This window comes from Sphingomonas sp. CCH21-G11 (genome assembly GCF_001555965.1).
GTDB lineage: Bacteria > Pseudomonadota > Alphaproteobacteria > Sphingomonadales > Sphingomonadaceae > Sphingomonas.
The window spans coordinates 1-21,254 of sequence record NZ_LSHX01000028.1; the positions used below are offsets into that span (position 1 = coordinate 1).

Genomic DNA, 21,254 nt, shown 5'->3' on the forward strand with positions numbered 1-21,254 from the left:
ACGCCCGACACGCCGTTGCTGGATACGGTTGCCACGCCCGAGGATCTTCGCAGGCTGAAGCCTGGCCAGTTGCGCCAGTTGGCGGACGAGCTGCGATCGGAGGTGATTTCGGCGGTGGGGGTGACGGGGGGTCACCTGGGTTCGGGGCTTGGGGTGGTCGAGCTGACGGTGGCGCTGCATTATGTGTTCGACACGCCCGACGACAAGCTGATCTGGGACGTGGGGCATCAATGCTATCCGCACAAGATATTGACGGGTCGTCGTGACCGCATCCGGACGCTGCGGATGGGGGGTGGGCTGTCGGGGTTCACCAAGCGTGCGGAGAGCGACTATGATCCGTTCGGGGCGGCGCACAGCTCGACCTCGATCTCGGCGGCGCTGGGGTTTGCGATCGCCAACAAGCTGAAGGATCAGCCGGGCAAGGCGATCGCGGTGATCGGCGACGGCGCGATGAGCGCGGGCATGGCGTATGAGGCGATGAACAACGCCGAGCCGGCGGGCAACCGGCTGGTGGTGATTTTGAACGACAACGACATGTCGATCGCGCCGCCGGTGGGGGGCTTGTCGGCATATCTGTCGCGCATCGTGTCGAGCCGGGAGTTTCTGGGGCTGCGCGAGACGCTGAAGCGGGTGGCGCGGCGGCTGCCGCGGCCGCTGCATTCGGGGCTGCGCAAGACCGACGAGTTCGCGCGCGGCATCACGATGGGCGGGACGTTGTTCGAGGAGCTCGGCTTTTACTATGTCGGGCCGATCGACGGGCATAATCTCGACCATCTGATCCCGGTGCTCGAAAATGTCCGCGATGCCGAGGAGGGGCCGATCCTGGTCCATGTCGTGACCAAGAAGGGCAAGGGCTATGCCCCGGCGGAGGCGTCGGCCGACAAATATCACGGCGTCCAGAAGTTCGACGTGATCACCGGCGCGCAGGACAAGGCGCCGCCGGGACCGCCGAGCTACCAGAATGTGTTCGGCGAGACGCTGGCGAAGCTGGCGGAGACCGACGACCGCATCTGTGCGATTACCGCGGCGATGCCGTCGGGGACGGGGGTGGACAAGTTCGCAAAGGCGCATCCGGACCGCGCGTTCGACGTGGGCATTGCCGAACAGCATGCGGTGACGTTCGCGGCGGGGCTGGCGGCACAGGGGATGCGGCCGTTCTGCGCGATCTACTCGACCTTCCTGCAGCGCGCCTATGACCAGGTGGTGCACGATGTCGCGATCCAGAACCTGCCGGTCAGGTTCGCGATCGACCGCGCCGGGCTGGTCGGCGCGGACGGGTGCACCCATGCGGGCAGCTTCGACGTCACCTATCTGGCGACGCTGCCCAACTTCGTGGTGATGGCGGCGGCCGACGAGGCCGAGCTTGTGCACATGACCTATACCGCGGTGTGCCACGACACCGGGCCGATCGCGGTGCGCTATCCGCGCGGCAACGGGGTGGGCGTGGCGCTGCCCGAGGTGCCCGAGCGGCTCGAGATCGGCAAGGGGCGGATGGTGCGTACCGGGCACAAGGTGGCGATCCTGTCGCTGGGCACGCGGCTGGCGGAGGCGGTGAAGGCGGCCGACGCGCTCGAGGCGAGGGGGCTGTCGACGAGCGTCGCGGACCTGCGCTTTGCCAAGCCGCTCGACGAGGAACTGATCCGCCGGCTGCTCGCCACCCACGAGGTCGCCGTCACGATCGAGGAAAACGCAATCGGCGGGTTCGGCGCGCACGTCCTCACCCTCGCCAGCGACATGGGCCTGATCGACCACGGCCTCAGGCTGCGCACCATGCGCCTGCCCGACCTGTTCCAGGACCAGGATAAACCCGAACGCCAGTACGACCTCGCAAAACTCAACGCACAACACATCGTCGACACCGTCCTCAAAGCGCTGCAGTGGAACGAGAACGCGATCGAACAGGATGCGCGCGCCTGATCCTGGGCGGACGGGCGACGCGGCGCTGACGACCGAAGGAGAAATGATCGACGGCTGGCGCGAATCCCAGCCCCACGGGGGGATCAGGTCGCGCTGACCAGCAATTTGTCGATCTTGCGCCCGTCCATGTCGACGATTTCGAAGCGCCAGCCCTGCTCGACGAAATGGTCGCCCTCCTCGGGCAACCGCTTGAGCACGGCCAGCGCGAGCCCCGCCACCGTTGCGAAATCGCGATCCTCCGGCAGGTCGAGGCCGATGCGTTCGGCAAAGGCGTCGGCGGGCATCTGGCCCGACACGAGCAGCGATCCGTCCTCGCGCTCGTGGACGCCGGGGGTTTCGCCGGGGTCATCGGCGTTGAACTCGCCGGCGATCGCCGCGAGCAGATCGGCGGGCGTCACCACGCCTTCGAAATGGCCGTATTCGTCATGGACGAAGCCCATGGCGACGTCGGCCCGGCGCAGCGCGCCCAGCGCGTCCATCGCGTCGACCTGATCGGGCAGCACCGGCGCGGACCGCGCCAGCCGCCTGAGGTCGATCGCCTCGCCGCGCATCAGCGCCCCGACGATGTCGCGCGCCTGGACGACGCCGACGACCGAATCGATCGACCCTTCGGCAACCGGCAGGCGGGTGTGCGGCGTGCGCAGCAGCGCCGCGCGCAGCCCTTCGGCATCCAGGTCGACGTCGAGCCAGTCGACGTCGGTACGCGGAGTCATCACCTCGCGCACCGGCCGGTCGGCCAGCCGCACCACGCCCGAGATGATCGAGCGTTCATGCTCCTCGATCACGCCCGATTTGTGCGCTTCGGCGACGAGCACCTGAAGCTCCTCCGCGGTCACGCGGTTCTCGGCCTCGCGGCTCAGACCGATCGCGCGGAAGACGAGCGAGGTCGTCGAATCGAGCACCCAGACGATCGGCGCCGTCGCCACGGCCAGCCAGCGCATCGGCAGCGCAACCAGCGCCGCGATCGGCTCCGGCGCGCGCAGCGCGAACTGCTTGGGAACGAGCTCGCCGATCACCAGCGAAGCATAGGTGGTCAGGCCGATGACGATCGTGAACGCGATCACCTCGGCCGCCTCATGCTCGATCCCCAGCCGCTCGATGCGCAGCGCGACGGGCAGGCCGAGGCTGGACCCCGAATAGGCGCCCGCGATGATGCCGATCAGCGTGATCCCGATCTGCACCGTCGACAGGAACTTGCCCGGATCCTCCGACAGCTTGAGCGCGGCGGCCGCACCCCGGCTGCCGCCGCGCGCCATCGCCTCCAGCCGCGCCGGGCGCGCGGAGACGATCGCGAGTTCGGACATCGCGAACACGCCGTTCAGCGCGACGAGCGCTAGGATGATCGCAACATCCAGCCAGGGAAATGAAGGGAGGGTTTCCATCAGCGTTGGTCCCATCCCCTTAGCGCCAACCGGCCCCCTTTCACAACCGGTTCAGCTGGCGGCGTTCAGCACGCGATTCGATCCGCTGCCGGAACAACGGCGTCGGTCCGATGGTTCTGCAGTGCAAGAGCGATTGTTCAGGAGGAAAGTATGAAGTTCACATCCCGTCTTATGGGTGCGGCCGCGGTCGCCACGCTGACGCTCACCACCGCATGCGTCACCGACCCGGTGACCGGCGAGCGTCGCGTGTCGAAGGCCGCGATCGGCGGCGGCGGCGGCGCGCTCGCGGGCTATCTGCTCGGCGACCTGGTCGGCGGGCGGCGCGACCGGACCGAGAAGATCGTCGGGGCGGGCATCGGCGCGCTCGCGGGCGCGGGGATCGGCGCCTATATCGACCGGCAGGAGCGCGAGCTGCGTGCCCGTACCGCGGGCACCGACGTGCAGGTAACGCGCAACGGCGACGAGCTGCTGCTCAACCTGCCCTCGGGCATCACCTTCGCGACCGACAGCGCCAACATCCAGCCCGAATTCCGCGGCACGCTCAACGAAGTGGCGAGCGTCCTCGCGCAATATGAGCAGACCTATATCGACGTCTACGGCCACACCGATTCGACCGGGACCGACAGCTACAACCAGGCGCTGTCCGAACGCCGTGCGCGGTCGGTCGCCGACTATCTGGCTACCCAGGGCGTGAAGAGCGCGCGCATCGGCACGCGCGGCTTCGGCGAAACCCAGCCCGTCGCCAGCAACGATACCGAGGCCGGCCGCAGTGAGAACCGCCGCGTCGAAATCAAGATCGTGCCGATCACCGACACCAGCGCCGGCTGATCCCGCGTGTCGCCCCGGTGCAATCCCGCACCGGGGCAGACCCGCGAGCCTAATCCGCGGTGATGCGATAGTCCGAAACGCGGCCATCCGCACCCAGCTTGATCACCAGCCACGCATGATCGACCGATGTGTAGCTGGCCGGGCCAAGGACATAGATCATGTCCCACCCCTCCCACTTGTCCGTTTGCGTCGGCTCGCCGAGCAACCGAACGACGTCGTTGCGGTGCATTCCGGCTAAGGGATGTTGCCGGATCAGAGCATCGACCATGTCCGCGCGCGCACGGGTGGTCAGATCCGCCCCCTTCCATTTCGCGGAATCGAATTTGTCGCCAGGTGTGCAGCCGGCGAGCAGGAGCAGCGCCACCATGTGCCGCAGACCGCCGGGCCGCACACGTCGGGCAGTGTTGGCCCTGACGCTCATCGCCTCGCCTCGAAGAATCGGCGGAGCAGGTCGGCCGCCTCGGCTTCGCCAAGTCCGGCATAGACTTCCGGCCGGTGGTGGCAGGTCGGCTGGTTGAAGAAGCGCGGCCCGTGTTCGACCGCACCGCCCTTTGGATCGGGCGCGGCGTAGTAGAGCCGCGCGATGCGGGCATGCGCGATCGCCCCGGCGCACATCGCGCAGGGCTCCAGCGTCACCCACAGGTCGCAATCGTCGAGCCGGTCGCGCGCCAGCAGCGTGGCGGCGGCGCGGATTACCCGGATCTCGGCGTGGCCGGTCGGGTCATGCGCCCCGCGCGGGGCATTCGCCGCGGTCGCAATGACCTCGCCCCGATGCACGATCGCCGCGCCGACGGGGATATCGCCCCGTCGCGCGGCGTCGTCGGCGGCGTCGAGCGCGGCGCGCATCGGCGGGGGCAAGGGGAACATCGTCTTCCCTATGCCGCCCACCGTGGCTTTGCGCCAGCCCGCGCCGGGCGCGGCCGTCCCGCCTTATTCGGGCGCGCGATCGGACTTTTCGGCCTGTTCGACCTCGACCACCGGAACCTCGATCGTCCGGTTGACCGTGCGGACGTCGACATCGCCGACATCTACGTCGAATTCGGGGGCCTGACCACCCTCGACCTTGATTTCGGGCACTTTGGTGTCCGCGGTCTGGTCGATATTCATCATACCGGTCGCCAGCAGGATCACCACGCCGATCACCAGGATCGCCACCAGAATCAGGAATCCGCGCATCGTCCACCTCTTTTCCATTTGTTTCAGTACCGAGTCGAACGCGCCGGCAGGGCCAAGGGTTGCGTCGGCCGGGCAATGCAACCGCGTCCGGGCGGTTGACGCGGCGGCACTTTGTCGATAATCGCGCCCACTTTCCGGGGCTCGGGCCCCGCCAGACCGAAATCAGGAACGAATCATGTCGCGCATTTGCGAGCTGACCGGCAAGGGTCGCCAGGTGGGTCACAATGTGTCCCACGCCAACAACAAGACGAAGCGCACTTTCCTGCCCAACCTGCAGAATGTGACGCTGATCTCCGACGCGCTGGAGCGTTCGGTCAAGCTGCGCGTGTCGACCCACGGCCTGCGCTCGGTCGAACATGTCGGTGGCCTCGACAACTGGCTGATCAAGACCAGCGACGACGACCTGTCGCTGCGCGCGCGCCGCCTGAAGCGCGACGTCGCGCGCAAGCTGTCGGCGACCAAGGCCGCCTAATCCACCAGCCGGAATTTCAGCAGCAGCGTCTGCTGGAGCCACGACTGATTGTCGTCGGACGCGATCCACAGGATGGTCGCATCGCCTTCGCGCGTCGCGGCGATGGCTTCTAAATTGTCGTGGCGCACGGGCGGCTCGAACCGCGCGATGATGCGGCCGGTCAGCGTCGCGCCCGGACGTAGCGCCGAACCGTCGATCACCGTCAGCACCGCCGTGAAGAAGTCGGGCGCGCCGACCCGGCGGTTGAGAATCGCGATCCGCCCGTCGGGAAGCTCGGTCGCATCAGTCGGGCTGAAGCCGGCCGGCGGGCGATAGCGCCAGCGATCGGCGCGGGTGCCGGGCGCGACCGGATCGCCATCGAATAGAATCGCGGCGCGTTCGATGCCGGGTCCGCGCGCTCGATCCTCGGGCCAGCGCGTGTTTTCCGCGATCACGATGAACCGCCCGTCGCGCAGCCGCGCCATCGATTCGGGCCCGCCATTGGTCGACCATGGCCGCATGAGCGCCGGGACGACCTGGCCGGTCGCGCGCGCCAGCTGCCCTTCATAGCGCCAGATCTGATTGGTCCGTTCGAACGCGACCCAGGCGGTGCCGGTCGCCGGGTCGCGCGCCATCGCCTCCGAATCGCGGCTTTCCTTGGGCCAGCCGGTGCCAGGCCCCTGCGACAGCACTCCGAACCGGGCACTCTGCGGGCGCAGGTCGCTGCCCATGCGGAACCGGATGAACGTCGATCCGTCGGCAAGCAGCGTGAACCGGTCACCCGCCACCGTCATCGCGGAGAAGCCGCCAAAGGCGGGGTCGTTGCCGCGCAGCCGCAGCCCCCCCAGATATTCGAGTGCGCCGAGATCGCGCCGCGCGGGGCTGTCGGGGTAGAGCGCAACGCGTTCGGCGCGCAGCACCGGTCTCGCGCCGAACAGCGGCAGGCGTTCGCGGCCCGACCAGGTCGGCACGCCCGCCAGAATGAGGAAGATGACGACAAGAACGCGACGCATCCCGCGCCTTCGCACCACCCACGCGGATTATTCAAGGGCATGATGCCGCCCCGCGAAGCTGAACCGCGCATAACGAGCGCATTCAGGATCGCCTCAGCGCGACTCGCGCATAACGCTTTCATCGACGGCGGATGGACCTGGTTCCGGCGCCGGCACGATCGAAACGTGAAGTGACGAGGAGATTTGAAATGCTGAACAAGCTGATGCTCGCCGGCGCCGCGTTCGCGATGGGTGCCACTGCTCTGGTCCCCGCCGCGCCCGCCATGGCGCTTGACCGCGACGGCTATTATGGCCGCGGCTACGACGACGGCTATGGCTATCGCGACTATCGCCGCGACCGCCGCGACTGGCGCCAGGACCGCCGCTACTATCGTAACAATTACCGCAACAACTATCGCTGCCGCGACAATGGCACCGGTGGTCTGGTGGTCGGCGCGATCGCCGGCGGCCTGCTCGGCAACGAAGTCGCCGGGCGTGGCGACCGGGCGGTCGGCACCATCCTGGGCGGCGCGGTTGGCGCGCTGGCCGGACGCGCGATCGACCGGGCCGACCGTCCGCGCGGTTGCCGCTGATCCTTCGATCCCTCGGGTAGCGTAGCGAGGGCGGGGGCCGGTTCCTTCGGGGGCCGGCCCCTCTTATCATGTCACAAGCAAGGACGGCGACGGCAAAGCCGCCGCGTCGTCGGTCGGGAGCCGGCTGGCTCCCGCCGGCCGTGACGGGCACTGCGCTGCCGCGCACCGGCGCGGTCCGCGGCGCGCGACCCGCCTCCGCCCGTCAATACATATGCTGGCCGCCGTTGATCGACAGCGTCGACCCCGTCACGAAGCCCGCATCGTCCGAGCACAGGAATGCCACGCCGCGCGCGATTTCATGCGCCTGGCCCAGCCGCCCGACGGGAATCTTAGCGACGATCTTTTCCAGCACGTCGGCGGGCACGGCCGCCACCATGTCGGTATCGATATAGCCCGGTGCGATCGCGTTCACGGTGACGCCGAACTTCGCGCCTTCCTGGGCCAGCGCCTTGGTAAAGCCGTGGATGCCCGATTTCGCAGCCGCGTAGTTGACTTGGCCATATTGCCCGGCCTGGCCGTTGATCGACCCGATATTGACGATGCGGCCCCATTTGCGCTCGCGCATCCCGGCAAAGGTCGCCTTGGCCATGTTGAAGCAGCCGCCCAGATTGGTGTCGATCACTTCCTTCCACGCCTGATAGCTCATCTTCATCAGCGTGCCGTCGCGGGTGATGCCGGCATTGTTGACGACGATGTCGACGGGCCCCAGCTCCGCCTCGACGCGCTTCACGCCCTCGATACAGGCGTCGTGGTCGGCGACGTCCCACTTGTAGACCTTGATGTTGTTGCGCGCGGCGCACGCTTGGGCACGCTCGTCATTGCCGGCATAGTTCGCCGCCACCGTGATTCCTTGTGCGGCAAGCGCGCAGCTGATCGCCTCGCCAATTCCGCGCGTCCCGCCCGTTACGATCGCTACCCTCGACATCCTCGACACTCCTTGCTGGTGTTTGACCCACGGTTAGGCGGGTCGCACCCAGCCTTCAAGCTCGCGCGCGATCAGATGGCGCAACAATTCGATGCCGCCCGGCGACGCGTTGAGGCAGGGCAGATAGGCGAAATGGGTGCCGCCCGCTTCCTCGAACTGCTCGCGCCCGCGGATCGACAGCTCCTCGAGCGTCTCCAGACAGTCGGCCGAAAAGCCGGGCGCGAGGATCGCGACCTTGCGCTTGCCGGCTTTTGCCAGCTCGACGAGCGTGTCGTCGGTCGGCGGGCCGAGCCATTCGGCCGGGCCGAACCGCGACTGGAACGCCACGGTCAACGGCCGTCCGAGCGCCTCGCTCAGCAGCCGCGCGGTCTTCTGGCACTGGCAATGATAGGGGTCGCCGAGGTCGAGCGTGCGGCGCGGCATGCCGTGAAAGCTGGCGATGATCGTGTCGGGCACGAAATCGAGCGCGGCCAGCCCGGCCTCCACCGATACCCTGAGCGCGTCGATATAGGCGGGGTCGTCGTGATAGGGCGGCAGCGTGCGCAGCGCCGGCTGCCAGCGCAGCTTCATCAGCTCGGCGAACACCTTGTCATTGGCGGTCGCGGTCGTCGCCGCGCAATATTGCGGATAGAGCGGCGCGACCAGGATGCGCTGGCACCCGGCTTCGCGCATCGCCGCCAGCCGCTCCGCGATCGACGGCCGGCCATAGCGCATCGCCCAGTCGACCGTCACATCGGCCCCGAACGCGCCCTGCAGCGCCGCCGCCTGATCGCGGGTGATGACCGCCAGCGGCGAGCCGTCATCGGTCCATACCGCGCGATAGGCCTCCGCCGACTTGCGCGGCCGGGTGTTGAGGATCAGCCCGCGCAGGATCGGCTGCCACGCGATCGGCGGCAGCTCGACGACGCGGCGGTCGGACAGGAACTCGGCCAGATAGCGTTTGACCGCGCGCGGGCTGGGATCGTCGGGGGTGCCGAGGTTGATCAGCAGCACGCCGATGCGCGGACGGAGGACCGGGGGATGATCGGGCGGCAAGGTCATTCGCTTTCGCTCAACAGGGGAAGGCGGCGGATCCGGGTGCCGGTCGCCGCGACCAGCGCGTTGGCGATGGCGGGGGCGACCGGCGGCACCGCCAGCGTGCTGACCCCGCCGGGATCCGCATTGCTCTCGATCAGTTCGATCGACAGTTCGGGCATATCGGCCAGCGTCGGCAGCCGCATTTGGGCAAAGCCGCGCACATCGGCGAGATTCTCGGTAAATCCGGTCGCGCCGCCAATCGCGGCGGCCATGCCGAAGATCAACCCGCCCTCGATCTGCTGGCGGACCAGGTCCGGATTGATCATCCGCCCGCAATCGACCGCGGCGATCAGCCGGTCGACCTTGATCCCGCCGCCGGTGGGCCGCGCTTCGGCCAGCACCGCGATGTAGGATCCGTGCGCGGCATGGGTGGCGACGCCCTGGCCGCTGCCCGGAATCCCGCCCTGCCACGCGCCCAGGCTGGCGACGACCGACATGCAACGCACCATCCGCGCCTCGGCCGCCAGCATCGTCGTGCGAAAGCTGATCGCCTCGACATTGGCGACATGCGCGAGTTCATCGACGAAGCATTCGTTGAAGAAGCAGGTATAGGCGTGCGCGCCTGACCGCCATTCGCCGACCGGCACGCCGATATCGGCCGGATGGTGGTCGATCGCCAGATTGGGGATGGCGTAAAGCGGCCGCGCGCCCGCCACCGCCGCCGCATCGCCGCTGCGCCCCAGGCTGCCGCGCCAGCCCGCTTCCCCGCCGTTGAGCCGCGCCTCGAGCTCGCGGCCGATCGAAGGTGCGGCGATCTTGGCAAGCCAGCCGGTGACGCTGCCGCCGGGCTGGACGCGCGCGCTCAGGCGGGCGAGCGCGGGCGGGCGATAGCGATCGTGCAGGCAGTCCTCGCTGCGCGACCAGGTCAGCTGGACCGGCTTGTCGACCGCGCGCGCGATCAGCGCGGCCTGGACACCCACGTCGGGCTCCAGCTTGGCGCCGAACGATCCGCCCGCCATGGTGACGTGCAGCGTCACCGTGTCGGCATCGACGGCACAAGCGCGCGCGATCGCCGCGCGGGCGAGCGCGGGTGCCTGGCTCGGCATCCACACCGTCGGCCGTCCGTCGCGCCAGACCGCGGTCGCGCTCATCGGCTCGATCGCGGCGTGCAGTCCCGGTGCGGCCAGATATTCGGCGCTGACGATCGATGCCCCGCGAAAGGTGGCGGCAAGGTCGCCCATGGACGCCATGCGCGTGCCCTCACCCGCGATCGCGGTGCGCAGCGCGGCCGCGATGCTGTCCGAATTGACGATGCCGCCGCGCGTTTCAAAGCGCGGGGCGAGCGTGTCGAGCGCGCGATTGGCCGCCCACCAGCTTTCCGCCACCGCCGCGACCCAGCCGGGCTGTTCGACGATGCCGACCACCCCGCGCAGCCGCTCGGCCGCCGCGCGGTTGATCCGCACCAGCCGCGTGTCGCCGATCGGCCCCTGGCGGATCGCGGCGAACACCATGCCGGGCAGGCGGATGTCGGCAGCGAAATTGGCGGCGCCGTCGACCTTTGCCGGGGTGTCGAGCCGGGGCAGCGACTGGCCGGTCAGCCGTGGGCCCTCGCTGCGCAGGGGCAGTGCCTCGGGCACGCGGTGCTCTGCCGCTTCGGCAGCCAGTTCGGCGAAGCGCAGCCGTTGCCCGTCGCGCATGACGAACCCGTCGGCGGTGGCGCAGGATTCCCAGTCGCCGCCCCAGCGCGCCGCCGCCGCCTTGCACAGCATGACGCGCGCGGCCGCGCCCGCCTCGCGCAGCGGCGCTTCGAACGCGCGCACCGATGTCGATCCCGCGGTCAGCATGAGCGCCACATCGGCGTGCCGCGCGGGTTTGGTGCCGAACAGGGCCTGCGCACCGTCGGGATTGGCATAAAGGGGGTGCAGCGGTGCCGGCTCGACACCGACGGTGCGCCAGTCGGCGCCGAGTTCGTCGGCCAGGATCTGGGGCAGCGCGGTATAGACCCCCTGCCCCAGCTCGGCCTGGGGCACGGCGACGGTCACCTGCCCGGTTTCCGCGATCTTCAGCCACGCACTGAACAGCGTCTCGTCCTCCCCCACCGGCAGGTTGGGGAGGTAGCGGCGCGGCCACAGCCACCACGCGACCACCAGCCCGACGCCCGCGCCGCCGCCGATCATCAGGCGCCGCCGGCTGATCCGGGGCGATTTGGCCATTTGGTCCGCCATCGCACCCGGCCTTAGTGCGCTTGCCCGCAATTGGAAACATGACCTGACGTCCCGCAAACGCGGCATCGACCGGGTCGATGCGCAAAGTCGATTGCGATCCGCGCGCAAGCGACGCACAATCGCGGCGATGCATCCGCACGCAACGCGCCCGCCGCTGCCTGCCGACCGCGCCGTCCGCGCGGCACCCGCCATATCGGCGGCCGTGCCCGCCGACGCCGAGCCGGTGATCGCGCGGCATTTCCGGATGCTCCTCCAGCTGTCGATCGAGACCGAGGACGAGACGTGCCAGCTGTCGCGCCGGCCGCTGGCGCGCGGCACGACCGATTTCGTCAGCGAGACGCTGGCCGGTGCCCGCGACCTCGAGGAGGTGATGCGGCGGATCGCGCGCGCCTATAACCTCCTCCACGGCGGCAGCTTCAACCGGGTCGAGCGTCAGGCGGACCGGCTGGTCTATCGTATCGACGATGCCGGCTTTCCCTTTGCGTTCGATGCCGATCCGGACGCGGCAACCACCGTGATGGAAGGGGTGCTGATCTTTGTGCACAGCATGTTGTCGATGGTGGTGTCCAGCCCGCTCGATCCGTGGCTCCGCATGGTCGCGACGCGTCGGCCGGGCACCGGCGCGGCGGACGGGCTGCTCGGTTACTGGCACGTGCCGGTCCGCCGCCACGCCAACGCCTATCTGCTCGAATATGCGCCCGGCGCCGCGGCGCTCGGCATCCCGCCCGATCTCGGCACCTTCACCAGCCAGGACGTCTATGCGCGCATCCTCGCCACAATCGACGCGCGCCAGGCGGATGCCGCGCACGGGGATCCGGTCGCCCAGGTCCGCAGCCTGCTGGGCGGCGGCATCACCGACCAGGCGGCGATCGCCCGTCGGCTTGGCCTGAGCGTCGCGACGCTGCGCCGCCGGCTTGCCGCGCAGGGTGCCGATTTCCGGACGCTGCGCGCGGAGGCGCTGGCGCGGCGTGCGACGGTGCTGCTCGCCAACGGCCGCGCGGTCCCCGACATCGCCGACACGCTCGGCTTTTGCGACGCGCGCAGCTTTTCGCGCGCGTTCAAGGCCTGGCACGCGGTCACCCCCGCGCAATATCGCGGCCGGATGCGCGGCGAACCACAGAACAACGAAGCCTGATCGCGCATTGCGCGGCGTGAGCGAATTTGTCCTGTCAACTTGACCGCGCTTGTCCTCGACCCTCGCACCCCTTCCCGCCTAGCCTGATCCTCGCGAGCAAGCCGACCAATGATCGGCGGGGAGGATAGACATGAAGGTTTCAAGCGGGATCGGGCGCATCCGCGCCGCTGTTCTGGCGTCGGCGATCGGCCTGATGGGCGCGCCCGTCGGCGCGATGGCCCAGGATGCCGGTCCCCCGGCCGACACCGAGGCGCAAGCCGACGATCCGCTGCCCGGCGACATCGTCGTCACCGCGCGCCGCCGCGCGGAATCGCTACAGGACGTGCCGATCTCGATCTCCGCATTCGGCGAGGATGCGCTGAGCAACCTCCAGGCCGACACGCTGTCGGGCATCCAATATGCCACCCCCAACCTCTATCTCGACCAAGGCGATGCCGGGAACGCGGTCATCTATATCCGCGGCGTCGGCCAGAATGACTCGCTCGCCTTTGCCGACCCCGGCGTCGGTGTTTATGTGGACGACGTCTTCATCTCGCGCTCACAGGCCGCGTTCCTGGAGGTGTTCGATGTCGAGCGGATCGAGGTGCTGCGCGGGCCGCAGGGCACGCTCTATGGCCGCAACACGATCGGCGGCGCGATCAAGTTCGTGTCGACCCGCCCGACCCGCGACGTCACGGCTTATGGCGAAGTCGGCTACGGCAATTTCGACAGCCTGATCCTGAAGGGGCGGCTGAGCGGACCGATCGCCGGCGACACGCTGAGCGCCAAGGTCGCCTTCGCCTATTCGAAGCGCGACGGCTATAACCAGAACAGCTTCACCGGCCAGGACGACGGCGATGTCGACACGCTGTCGGGCCGCGTCTCGCTGTTGTTCGAGCCGTCGAGCGACGTCGAGTTCCTGCTGAGCGCCGATGGCCGCGTCGACCGCCCCGACACGTCGCGCAGCCCGGTGCGCGAAACGCCGATCACCGGCGCGATCCCCGGCGGGCTCGTTACCTTCCCCGCCAGCCCCGGCGACTATCAGGTCGATACCAACGCCAACGGCCTGTCCGACCAGACCGGCTGGGGCGTGGCGCTCACCTCGCGCTGGTTCGTCAATGACAAGGTGACGGTGGAATCGATCACCTCCTATCGCGAGTTCCGGTTCGACCTGAACCTCGACACCGACGGCTCGCGGCTGCCGATCCTCGACATCCTGCTCAACCAGGACCAGCGCCAGTTCAGCCAGGAATTGCGCCTGACCTATGAGGACCCCGACAACCTGACCTTCACCGGCGGCCTCTATTATTTCTATGACGACGACACGACCTTTTCAGGCGTCGACAACGGCGCGGCGACGATCTTCGGCTTTCCGGTCACGCTGTTCGGCTTCGCCTCGTCGAGCCTGGCCGAAACGCGGCAGGAAACCAACAGCTATGCGATCTTCGGCGACGCCACCTATCAGCTGACCGACCGGCTGAGCATTTCCGCGGGCCTGCGCTACACGACCGAGGATCGCAGCTCGGGGCGGCTGTTCGAGAATTTCTTCAACCCCGCCATCTCGACGATCCGCAACACACCACCGTTTCTTGCCGGGGTGGGTGTCGCCGGGCGACCGATCAACGGCGAGGCGAGCTTCGACGCGTTCACGCCGCGCGGTTCGATCTCCTATCAGGCGAGCGACGACGTGCTGCTCTATGCATCGGCCTCGCGCGGCTTCAAGAGCGGCGGGTTCGACGGCCGTGCCTCCACCGACTTCGCGTTCCAGCCGTTCCGCCCTGAATTCGTCTGGAGCTATGAGGGCGGCGCGAAGACGAGCTGGCTCGACGGGCGGCTGACGCTCAACGGCTCGGTCTTCTACAATGACTATACCGATGTTCAGGTGACGTCGTTCGGCTCCGATCCCGTCACCGGCGTGTTCGTCAGCCTGTTCACCAACGCCGCGTCGGCGAGCGCGTGGGGTGCCGAGCTGGAACTGCTCGCCCAGCCCACCGACGGCCTGGCGATCACCGGCTCGCTCGGCCTCCTCGATGCCAATTACGACCGCTTCGACATCCTGGTCGGCGGGGTGGTCACCGACGTCAGCGACCGCCGCGTGGTCAACGCGCCCGATTTCAACGCCAGCCTTGGCGCGACCTATACCGCACCGCTCAGCAGCTACCTGTCCGCGACCTTCCATGTCGACGGGTCCTATCGTTCGACCGTGGCGACCGAGATCACCGATTCGCCGCTGCTGCGGCAGGAGGGCTATGAGAGGATCAACGCCTTTGTTGCGCTGAACGGCCCGCAGGACCGCTGGCAGCTGCGCGCCGGGGTGGAAAATCTGACCGACCGCAATGTGCGGGTGCAGGGGTTCAACCTCCAGGAATTCCCCGGCGTCCAGGTCGGCTTCTTCAGCGCCCCGCGCACCTATGACCTGCGCCTGATCGTCCGGTATTGAGCGTGCGACGCGAGGCGGTGGCGGCCGACATGGACACGCTCGACCCGCAGAGCCGGGCGCTGCTGCGCGCTTATGACGCCATGAAGCAGGAATGGCTGCCGCGCGTGGTTGAACAGGGCATGGCCGGATCGCGCGCTTTTGCCGACGCGGTGTTCGCGGCCTTTCGCGGTGCCGATCGCGATCTGCGCCCCGAACGGGTCGTCGACCTGACCGTGCCCGGCGGGGCCGGCGACCGCCCCGCGCGACTCTATCGCCCCGCCGCGCCGGACGGGGCCGACCCCGGCGTGGTGCTGTTCCTGCATGGCGGCGGCTGGTCGCTCGGCGGCATCGACGCCTATGACGGGCTCACCGCGTCGCTCGCCGCGCTGAGCGGGGTCGCGGTGCTCAGCCTCGACTATCGGCTCGCTCCCGAACATCCCTTTCCCGCCGGGCTGAGCGATGCGATGGCCGCGACCGGATTCCTGATGGGATCGGCCGCGACGATCGGCTGCGACCCGGCCCGCGTCGCGGTGATGGGCGACAGCGCGGGCGGCAACCTGGCCGCCGTGGTCGCCCGCGAAATCGCGCAGGCGGGGGTCGGCGGGCTGCGCGCACAATATCTGGTCTATCCGATGACCGACGTGACCGCCGACCATGCGGATTATGCGTCGCGTCGCGATTTCGGCGCGGGCGATTATTTCCTGGCCAATGCCGGGATCGACTTCGCGCGAGACGTCTATCTGACCGGCACGCCCGCCCGCCCCGACGACCCGCGCGTATCGCCGCTGATCGGCGACATCCCCGCGGACCTCGCCCCGGCGATGATCGTGACCGCCGGACACGACCCGCTGTGCGACGAGGCCCATGCCTATCATCTGCGGCTGATCGAGGCCGGCATCGCCAGCCGCTACGAATGCGTTGAATCGACCATCCACGCCTTCCTGTCTTTCGGCGTCCTCGACTGCGCGCAGGCGATGCGCCGCGAGCTGGCCCAGGCGATGGGACAGGCGATGCGCATCATCTAGCAGAGCCGGGGACACCGGCCAAACCACAACAGGAGTGAGAGGCCATGACGGGAACCCGGATTGCACGCGGCTGGCGCCGCCTGTGGACGACGATTGCAGTGACGATGTCGATGGCCGGTGCCGCCGCGCCGGCATCGGCGGGCAGCACCACGCTGGAGGCGACCTATTCGAGCGGCATCGCCAATGGCTGGGTGCGCATCGAGCGATGGCGCGACAACGCCACCGGCTTCACCCAGGAAGCCTTTCCCACCGACGGGCGCGGTGACCAGAGCGGCCAGCGCGCGACCGCGTTCGGCACGCCGCAGCCGCATTCGTCGAAATTCCTGATGTATTACGCGCCGGGATGGAACACCGGCACGCGCGCGACCCCGGTGCTGCTGGTCCATGGCGCCAACCAGGACGCCGACCTCGCCTGGGCCGACCCCAATGAAGCCGGTGGCTATGGCTGCGGCCGGCCGACCTGCCCCTCGACCGGGCTTATGCAGACGCTGTCGGCGGACGGGTACAAGGTGTTCGCGCTCGGCCTGCCGCACAAGAATGGCGACGGCTATTTCTGGTCGGAACAGATCGCCGATGCGATCGCGATCATCAAATCGCGGACCGGGGCGACATCGGTCGACGTCGTCGCCTGGTCAAAAGCCGCGTCGAACGCGCGCATGTACATCTCCGGCGTCCGCAAGAGCTGGGGCACCGCCTATCGCGGCGACGTGCGCCGGCTGATCCTGCTGGGCAGCGCGAACAACGGCATCGACCTGTCGTTCCGCCATGGCTGGACGTTCAGCCTGACCGTCTATCCGGCGTGCGGCGGCGTCATCAACGGGCCGACCCCGCATGATTCACTGGTCTGCTATGGCCTGTGGCGCTCGGGCGCGGAATGGACCTATGGCTCGGCCTATTTCCCGGGATCGGCGCAACTGCTCAAATCCTGGGTCGGCCGGTTCGCGCTGCCGACCTATGAGCAGGACTGGTACACGACCTTTTACGGCGGCACCGGCTTCTACAGCGCCGGGCCGGGCCTCAACGCCTATCTCAGCCGCTCGCTGGTCGATACCATCCGCTACGCGCCCTCGCCCGCCGGCGTGCGCGTCCACAATGTCTGCGGCAACCAGCCCGATATCGCGCTGCTCCACAATGAACATACCGGGCCATCCGACGGCGTCGTGTTCATCGAAAGCTGCCGTGACATCCAGGGGATCACCACCCATGGCGGCAGCGTGACCGTCGCAGTCAATCACCTGGAACTCGGCTGGGTCAGCACGTCGACCGACTATATCCGGCAATATCTGTCGGCGAGCTGACGCCGCTCCCCGGAACTCCGATCGGGACCGGCCGTTGATCAACCATCACGACCACAACCCGAAAGGAGTTCCGCCATGGGCGAGCTGACCGACAAGATCAAAGGCAACGTCAACGAAGCGTTGGGCAAGGCCAAGCAGCAGTCGAACGATCCCGACACGCGCGCCGAGGGCGCGGCCCAGGAAGGCAAGGGCAAGGCCCAGCAGTTTGCCGGCAAGGTGAAGGGCGCGCTCGGCGACGACATCTGACGAAAAATCCCCCGGCGCGGTAACCCCGGCCCGTTTTGCAGCGAAACCCGCGGCATGATAGGCAGGCACATGCGCCGGGTCGTCCTGATCCTGATAACGACGCTCCTGCTCGCGCCGACCGGCGCGGCGGGGGCGTCTTTTCATATGGCACCGACGCATATGGGCGTGGTCGCGCCCGCGCCGGTCCGCCCCGATTGCACCCACCCCTGCTGTCCCGACGAAGACGATGGACCCGGACCATCGGCGGCGTGCGACGTCGCCTGCGCCGGCTGTCATGCCGGCCTCGTCCGCGCGAACCCGGTCGATCACGCCGCACGCGTCGCGCCCGTATCCTATGCCATCATCCACAGCCGCGACCCGGCACGCTTTCCTGCCAGTCCCGATCCACCCCCGCCGCGCGGCCAAGCCGCAGCGATCACCCAATCGACCATTTGAGGAATTTGACATGCGTTATCTGAAATACGGGGCCATCGGCCTGTTCTTCACCGCCAGCTCGGCCTATGCGGCCGCGCCCGGCGCCGTCGGCACTGCGGTGCACGCAGCCTGCTGCGCCATCGGCGTGTGCTGCGGCCTGCCGTGCTGCGACTGATCCTCCAACCGCCCGGCGGGGATGACCGCCTGGCCTGACGACCTGCGACGGGGCGTCGGACGATCCTTCGTCCGGCGCCCCGCTGTCGTGGCGGGGGCAAGATGTCGATCGAAACCCGCTCCGACAGCGATATCATTCTGTCACCCTGGCCATCGGAGCGCATCATGCGTCTGCTTCCCCTCACCGCGGTGCTGATCCTGGGCGGATGCGGGACCGATGCGGGCCCGCCCGTCGCCGACGCGGCCGTCGCGGCCTCCGAACTCGCGCCGACCGCCGCCCGGACGATCGGCCTGACCGCGGCTGACGGGGTGAAGGTGACGGGCCGGCTGCTCGAGGTGACCGACGCGCGCGGGCTGATCCTGCTGTTCCACCAGGCGGGGTCGAGCAAGGACGAATATGCGACCATCCAGCCGCACCTCGCCGAGCTGGGCTACAGCTCGCTGGCGATCGACCAGCGGTCGGGCGGCGACCTGTTCGGCCGCAACGAAACCGTGCGCGCGCTGGGCGGGACGCGCGACTATCTCGAGGCCCGCGCCGACCTCGACGCGGCGGTCGCCTGGGCGGATGCGCGGCCGGGCGACGCGCCGGTGCTGCTTTGGGGCAGCAGCTACTCGGCCGCCCTGGTGTTTCTGGTCGCCGCCGATCATGCGGACAAGGTCGCGGGCGTGCTCGCATTCTCGCCCGGCGAGTATCTGGGGTCGCCCCGGTTGGTCCGGGATGCGGCGGCACGGGTCAAGGCACCGGTGTTCGTCACCGCGGCAAGCGACGCGGGCGAGCTCCGGGCGGCACGGGACATCGCCGCGGCGGTGCCCGGCGGCGCGACGGTGGCCGAGCCGAAAACCGGCGTGCATGGCAGCTCGACGCTGATCGCCGCGCGCAACGCCGCCGGCGCGCCGGCCAACTGGATGGCGGTCGAACGCTTCCTGGCGTCGATCCGGCGTTAGGCGTCGCGCAGCCGGGTGATCGTCGTGCCCGGCGTGATCACTTCGATATCCGTCCGAAGGTGCAGCAGCCGCACGCCGCGCTCGGCCAGCGCGCGGTCGAGCGCGGGGGCGAAATCGGCGGTGCGGTCGACCGTCTCCGCCCAGCCGCCGAAAGCGCGGGCGAGTGCGGCGAAATCGGGGTTGCGCAATTCGGTGCCGCTGACCCGCACCGGATAGTCGCGCTCCTGGTGCATGCGGATCGTGCCATAGCCGCCATTGTCGACGACGATGACCAGCAGATCGATGCCATGCTGGACCGCAGTCGCCAGTTCCTGCCCGTTCATCAGGAAATCGCCGTCGCCCGCCACCGCGACGACGGTCTTGTCCGGGCAACGGCGCGCGGCGGCGACGGCGGCGGGCACACCATAGCCCATCGCGCCCGCGGTGGGGGCCAACTGGCTGCCATGGGGGCCGTAGCGCCAATAGCGATGCCACCAGCCGGAGAAATTGCCAGCGCCGTTGCAGATGATGGCGTCCACCGCCGCGATCCTCTCGCGCATCGCCAGCACGCATTGGCCAAGGTCCAGCGTAACGCCGTCGCGGGGCGCGGGGGTGGTCCAGTCGAGATAATCGGCCCGCGCCTGCGCAGCTGACGGGTGCGGCATCGCGGGCGGCTCGGCGGCGGCTAGCATGGCAGCGGCTTCGAGCACATCGGCACAGATCGCGACATCGGCGCGATAGACGCGGTTCAGCTCCGCCGGATCGGGGTGGATGTGGATCAACGTCTGGCCGGGGTGATCGGGGGTGATCAGCGTGTAGCTGTCGGTGGTCGCCTCGCCCAGCCGCGCGCCGATCGCCAGCACGACATCGGCGGCCTTGATCCGCGCGACCAGCTTGGGGTTGGGGCCATAGCCGAGATTGCCTGCCCATGCCGGCGAGTCATTGGAAATCGCGTCCTGCCGCCGGAATGCCGCCGCCACCGGGATGCCCCAGCTGCGCGCGAAGCAGTCGAACGCCGCGCCGGTCGCCGTGTCCCAGCCTGCCCCGCCGACGATCGCCACCGGGCGTTCGGCCTTGCGCACGCGGTCGAGCACCTCGTCGAAATCGGCAGGATCGAGCGGCATCCGATGCCGCTCGACGGGTGGCCGATCCACCGCCTCGACCACATCCTTCAGCATGTCTTCCGGCAGCGCGATCACCACCGGGCCGGGCCGGCCGCTGATCGCCACGCTGAACGCGCGCGCGACATATTCGGGGATGCGGCGCGCATCGTCGATCCTCAGCGCCAGCTTGGCCAGCGGGGCGAACATCGCAACGAAATCGACCTCCTGGAACCCCTCGCGGTCGCGCATCCCGCGATCGACATCGCCGATGAACAGGATCATCGGCTGCGAATCCTGCATCGCGACATGGACGCCGATCGAGGCATTGGTCGCCCCCGGCCCGCGGGTGACAAAACACACGCCCGGCCGGCCGGTCAGCGCGCCGTCGGCGCACGCCATGAACGCCGCCCCGCCCTCCTGGCGACAGGTGACGACGTCGATCGCGGGCACATCGACCAGTGCGTCGAGGACGGCCAGAAAGCTCTCGCCCGGCACCTGAAAGATGCGATCGCAGCCCTGCGCGACCAGATTGTCGACCAGGATGCGGCCGCCACTGCGTGGTTCAGTCATGCCCGGCTTGTTAGCGGGCAGCGGCTTCCCTGCAAAGCGGCGCCGCATCCTCCGGATCGTCATCGGCCATCAGCCACGCTTCGGCCTCTGCGATACTGGTGAAGTAACGCGCATCGCGCCGCTCGGCCGCGCGCAGCAGCTGCATCCGTGCGAGCGAGGAGGAAAAGACGAAGGCCAGCTTGCGCGACTGCTGGCTGCGATCGGCGAGCACCGATCCGAACGCCTGCACCATTTCCTGCGGCTGGATCTTCATCTCGCGCACATCGGCCAGCGTGACATGCTGGTTGGGACCACAGGTCAGCCGGCGATGCGCGGCGTTGCGGGCGGCGACGAACCGCGCAATATCGTCCGGGCCGAAAAAGCCGGCCAGCTTCTGACGGACAAGGTTGCGCGACGGGTCGACGTCGATTTCGAATCTTGCGTCCATCGCGACTCGGTAGCAGCAATATTTTGCCAAATCG

Annotated in this window: 22 protein-coding genes; 12 read left to right on the top strand and 10 right to left on the bottom strand. The window is 68.6% G+C overall.

Features of this window, described 5'->3' with window-relative positions; translation table 11 throughout:
* A partial coding sequence (gene dxs / locus AX676_RS06130) for a 1-deoxy-D-xylulose-5-phosphate synthase (RefSeq protein ID WP_156437812.1) occupies positions 1-1,917 on the top strand: 1,917 nt, incomplete at its 5' end.
* Positions 1,918-2,000: 83 nt separating this feature from the next.
* Here the strand turns inward: dxs and AX676_RS06135 are convergent.
* Positions 2,001-3,299 carry a hemolysin family protein gene (locus tag AX676_RS06135; protein ID WP_066482022.1) on the bottom strand — a complete coding sequence of 433 codons (1,299 nt, stop codon included), beginning with the start codon at positions 3,297-3,299 and terminating at the stop codon, positions 2,001-2,003.
* A gap of 150 nt (positions 3,300-3,449) precedes the next feature.
* Between AX676_RS06135 and AX676_RS06140 the strand changes: the two genes are divergently transcribed.
* Positions 3,450-4,127 carry an OmpA family protein gene (locus tag AX676_RS06140; RefSeq protein ID WP_066482028.1) on the top strand — a complete coding sequence of 226 codons (678 nt, stop codon included), beginning with the start codon at positions 3,450-3,452 and terminating at the stop codon, positions 4,125-4,127.
* Positions 4,128-4,176: 49 nt separating this feature from the next.
* Here AX676_RS06140 and AX676_RS06145 read toward each other — a convergent pair whose 3' ends face one another.
* The 3 genes from AX676_RS06145 to AX676_RS06155 all read right to left on the bottom strand — a co-directional run bounded on the left by AX676_RS06145 (position 4,177) and on the right by AX676_RS06155 (position 5,303).
* Positions 4,177-4,548 (bottom strand): hypothetical protein, encoded by a 372-nt coding sequence (locus AX676_RS06145; protein ID WP_156437813.1) that lies wholly within the window; start codon positions 4,546-4,548, stop codon positions 4,177-4,179.
* Entirely contained in the window at positions 4,545-4,973 is a 429-nt protein-coding gene (locus AX676_RS06150; RefSeq protein ID WP_066482033.1) for a nucleoside deaminase, read from the bottom strand. The genes AX676_RS06145 and AX676_RS06150 overlap by 4 nt, the downstream gene beginning before the upstream one ends.
* 84 nt (positions 4,974-5,057) lie before the next feature.
* Positions 5,058-5,303, bottom strand: a complete 246-nt coding sequence (locus tag AX676_RS06155; protein WP_066667084.1) for a hypothetical protein — start codon at positions 5,301-5,303, stop codon at positions 5,058-5,060.
* Between the two features lie 175 nt (positions 5,304-5,478).
* On the opposite strand from AX676_RS06155, the gene rpmB reads away from it, so the two are divergent.
* On the top strand, positions 5,479-5,775 hold the full coding sequence (gene rpmB / locus AX676_RS06160; RefSeq protein WP_066482038.1) for a 50S ribosomal protein L28: 297 nt from the start codon (positions 5,479-5,481) through the stop codon (positions 5,773-5,775).
* Here rpmB and AX676_RS06165 read toward each other — a convergent pair.
* A complete protein-coding gene (locus AX676_RS06165; RefSeq protein WP_066482041.1) occupies positions 5,772-6,767 on the bottom strand; it encodes an esterase-like activity of phytase family protein in 996 nt (331 codons plus the stop codon). The genes rpmB and AX676_RS06165 overlap by 4 nt on opposite strands.
* A gap of 188 nt (positions 6,768-6,955) precedes the next feature.
* Here AX676_RS06165 and AX676_RS06170 point away from each other — a divergent pair, with 188 nt between their 5' ends.
* Positions 6,956-7,339 (top strand): glycine zipper 2TM domain-containing protein, encoded by a 384-nt coding sequence (locus AX676_RS06170; RefSeq protein WP_066482043.1) that lies wholly within the window; start codon positions 6,956-6,958, stop codon positions 7,337-7,339.
* 202 nt (positions 7,340-7,541) lie between these two features.
* Here the strand turns inward: AX676_RS06170 and phbB are convergent, their stop codons facing one another.
* The 3 genes from phbB to AX676_RS06185 are packed head-to-tail and all read right to left on the bottom strand — an operon-like array spanning position 7,542 to position 11,494.
* Positions 7,542-8,264 carry an acetoacetyl-CoA reductase gene (phbB, locus tag AX676_RS06175; RefSeq protein WP_066482046.1) on the bottom strand — a complete coding sequence of 241 codons (723 nt, stop codon included), beginning with the start codon at positions 8,262-8,264 and terminating at the stop codon, positions 7,542-7,544.
* A gap of 33 nt (positions 8,265-8,297) precedes the next feature.
* Positions 8,298-9,305 (bottom strand): ferrochelatase, encoded by a 1,008-nt coding sequence (gene hemH, locus AX676_RS06180; protein ID WP_066482048.1) that lies wholly within the window; start codon positions 9,303-9,305, stop codon positions 8,298-8,300.
* The gene (locus AX676_RS06185) at positions 9,302-11,494 is read right to left on the bottom strand and encodes a xanthine dehydrogenase family protein molybdopterin-binding subunit (protein WP_066482245.1); all 2,193 of its coding nucleotides are present in this window, start codon (positions 11,492-11,494) and stop codon (positions 9,302-9,304) included. The genes hemH and AX676_RS06185 overlap by 4 nt, the downstream gene beginning before the upstream one ends.
* Positions 11,495-11,633: 139 nt before the next feature.
* Between AX676_RS06185 and AX676_RS06190 the strand changes: the two genes are divergently transcribed.
* From AX676_RS06190 to AX676_RS06220, 8 genes are all read left to right on the top strand, one after another.
* Complete coding sequence (locus AX676_RS06190) at positions 11,634-12,641, top strand: helix-turn-helix domain-containing protein (protein ID WP_066482049.1); 1,008 nt, start codon at positions 11,634-11,636, stop codon at positions 12,639-12,641.
* A gap of 130 nt (positions 12,642-12,771) precedes the next feature.
* On the top strand, positions 12,772-15,060 hold the full coding sequence (locus AX676_RS06195; RefSeq protein ID WP_156437814.1) for a TonB-dependent receptor: 2,289 nt from the start codon (positions 12,772-12,774) through the stop codon (positions 15,058-15,060).
* A gap of 2 nt (positions 15,061-15,062) precedes the next feature.
* Entirely contained in the window at positions 15,063-16,064 is a 1,002-nt protein-coding gene (locus AX676_RS06200; protein ID WP_066482050.1) for an alpha/beta hydrolase, read from the top strand.
* Between the two features lie 44 nt (positions 16,065-16,108).
* Positions 16,109-17,362, top strand: a complete 1,254-nt coding sequence (locus AX676_RS06205; RefSeq protein WP_066482051.1) for an esterase/lipase family protein — start codon at positions 16,109-16,111, stop codon at positions 17,360-17,362.
* 75 nt (positions 17,363-17,437) lie between these two features.
* Positions 17,438-17,608, top strand: a complete 171-nt coding sequence (locus AX676_RS06210; protein WP_066482053.1) for a CsbD family protein — start codon at positions 17,438-17,440, stop codon at positions 17,606-17,608.
* Positions 17,609-17,677: 69 nt separating this feature from the next.
* Positions 17,678-18,043, top strand: a complete 366-nt coding sequence (locus AX676_RS06215) for a hypothetical protein (RefSeq protein WP_066482055.1) — start codon at positions 17,678-17,680, stop codon at positions 18,041-18,043.
* Positions 18,044-18,053: 10 nt separating this feature from the next.
* Positions 18,054-18,197 (top strand): hypothetical protein, encoded by a 144-nt coding sequence (locus AX676_RS18035; RefSeq protein WP_197417084.1) that lies wholly within the window; start codon positions 18,054-18,056, stop codon positions 18,195-18,197.
* A 164-nt stretch (positions 18,198-18,361) separates the two neighbouring features.
* On the top strand, positions 18,362-19,141 hold the full coding sequence (locus AX676_RS06220; RefSeq protein ID WP_082730985.1) for an alpha/beta hydrolase: 780 nt from the start codon (positions 18,362-18,364) through the stop codon (positions 19,139-19,141).
* Here the strand turns inward: AX676_RS06220 and AX676_RS06225 are convergent.
* The gene (locus AX676_RS06225) at positions 19,138-20,793 is read right to left on the bottom strand and encodes a thiamine pyrophosphate-binding protein (protein WP_066482057.1); all 1,656 of its coding nucleotides are present in this window, start codon (positions 20,791-20,793) and stop codon (positions 19,138-19,140) included. The two genes, AX676_RS06220 and AX676_RS06225, sit on opposite strands and share 4 nt — an antisense overlap.
* A gap of 10 nt (positions 20,794-20,803) precedes the next feature.
* On the bottom strand, positions 20,804-21,220 hold the full coding sequence (locus tag AX676_RS06230) for a hypothetical protein (RefSeq protein ID WP_066482059.1): 417 nt from the start codon (positions 21,218-21,220) through the stop codon (positions 20,804-20,806).
* Positions 21,221-21,254 lie beyond the last annotated feature (34 nt).

Excerpts from the sequence above, each read along its gene's own strand:
- AX676_RS06135 (WP_066482022.1), bottom strand. The coding sequence starts at position 3,299 with ATGGAAACCCTCCCTTCATTTCCCTGGCTGGATGTTGCGATCATCCTA.
- AX676_RS06140 (WP_066482028.1), top strand. The coding sequence starts at position 3,450 with ATGAAGTTCACATCCCGTCTTATGGGTGCGGCCGCGGTCGCCACGCTG.
- AX676_RS06145 (WP_156437813.1), bottom strand. The coding sequence starts at position 4,548 with ATGAGCGTCAGGGCCAACACTGCCCGACGTGTGCGGCCCGGCGGTCTG.
- AX676_RS06150 (WP_066482033.1), bottom strand. The coding sequence starts at position 4,973 with ATGCGCGCCGCGCTCGACGCCGCCGACGACGCCGCGCGACGGGGCGAT.
- AX676_RS06155 (WP_066667084.1), bottom strand. The coding sequence starts at position 5,303 with ATGCGCGGATTCCTGATTCTGGTGGCGATCCTGGTGATCGGCGTGGTG.
- rpmB (WP_066482038.1), top strand. The coding sequence starts at position 5,479 with ATGTCGCGCATTTGCGAGCTGACCGGCAAGGGTCGCCAGGTGGGTCAC.
- AX676_RS06165 (WP_066482041.1), bottom strand. The coding sequence starts at position 6,767 with ATGCGTCGCGTTCTTGTCGTCATCTTCCTCATTCTGGCGGGCGTGCCG.
- AX676_RS06170 (WP_066482043.1), top strand. The coding sequence starts at position 6,956 with ATGCTGAACAAGCTGATGCTCGCCGGCGCCGCGTTCGCGATGGGTGCC.
- phbB (WP_066482046.1), bottom strand. The coding sequence starts at position 8,264 with ATGTCGAGGGTAGCGATCGTAACGGGCGGGACGCGCGGAATTGGCGAG.
- hemH (WP_066482048.1), bottom strand. The coding sequence starts at position 9,305 with ATGACCTTGCCGCCCGATCATCCCCCGGTCCTCCGTCCGCGCATCGGC.
- AX676_RS06185 (WP_066482245.1), bottom strand. The coding sequence starts at position 11,494 with ATGGCCAAATCGCCCCGGATCAGCCGGCGGCGCCTGATGATCGGCGGC.
- AX676_RS06190 (WP_066482049.1), top strand. The coding sequence starts at position 11,634 with ATGCATCCGCACGCAACGCGCCCGCCGCTGCCTGCCGACCGCGCCGTC.
- AX676_RS06195 (WP_156437814.1), top strand. The coding sequence starts at position 12,772 with ATGAAGGTTTCAAGCGGGATCGGGCGCATCCGCGCCGCTGTTCTGGCG.
- AX676_RS06205 (WP_066482051.1), top strand. The coding sequence starts at position 16,109 with ATGACGGGAACCCGGATTGCACGCGGCTGGCGCCGCCTGTGGACGACG.
- AX676_RS06210 (WP_066482053.1), top strand. The coding sequence starts at position 17,438 with ATGGGCGAGCTGACCGACAAGATCAAAGGCAACGTCAACGAAGCGTTG.
- AX676_RS06215 (WP_066482055.1), top strand. The coding sequence starts at position 17,678 with ATGCGCCGGGTCGTCCTGATCCTGATAACGACGCTCCTGCTCGCGCCG.
- AX676_RS18035 (WP_197417084.1), top strand. The coding sequence starts at position 18,054 with ATGCGTTATCTGAAATACGGGGCCATCGGCCTGTTCTTCACCGCCAGC.
- AX676_RS06220 (WP_082730985.1), top strand. The coding sequence starts at position 18,362 with ATGCGTCTGCTTCCCCTCACCGCGGTGCTGATCCTGGGCGGATGCGGG.
- AX676_RS06225 (WP_066482057.1), bottom strand. The coding sequence starts at position 20,793 with ATGACTGAACCACGCAGTGGCGGCCGCATCCTGGTCGACAATCTGGTC.
- AX676_RS06230 (WP_066482059.1), bottom strand. The coding sequence starts at position 21,220 with ATGGACGCAAGATTCGAAATCGACGTCGACCCGTCGCGCAACCTTGTC.